Origin of the sequence: Xenorhabdus entomophaga (genome assembly GCF_037996725.1) — a bacterium.
Taxonomy (GTDB): domain Bacteria; phylum Pseudomonadota; class Gammaproteobacteria; order Enterobacterales; family Enterobacteriaceae; genus Xenorhabdus; species Xenorhabdus khoisanae.
Map to the genome: position 1 here is coordinate 1 of NZ_JBBMXH010000530.1, position 223 is coordinate 223.

Consider the following 223-nt stretch of genomic DNA (forward strand, 5'->3'; position numbering starts at 1 on the left):
TTCATAGCGGTGTTGGGTGCGGAACACACTGTGGCAGAGCAAAACCAGCCGTTGACCGATAAACGCGGTCAGCCCGCCCCCGCTGTAATCGGCCATCTGTTGCAGGTTGCGAGTGATGTGCGCCCAGCAGAACTGATGTCGGGAGGGGGCCAGCCAGTGATAGCTGGCGCACTGGTCAGTCACGATAACCGATGGGGTTGTCTCGCCCAGCAGCGATTTGGCC

General features: G+C 60.5%; 1 protein-coding gene. It reads right to left on the reverse strand.

Annotated elements, in window-relative coordinates; all coding sequences use genetic code 11:
• Window positions 1-223: IS66 family transposase (locus AAC854_RS23940; RefSeq protein ID WP_340619218.1), on the reverse strand; the 223-nt coding region annotated here is incomplete at both ends.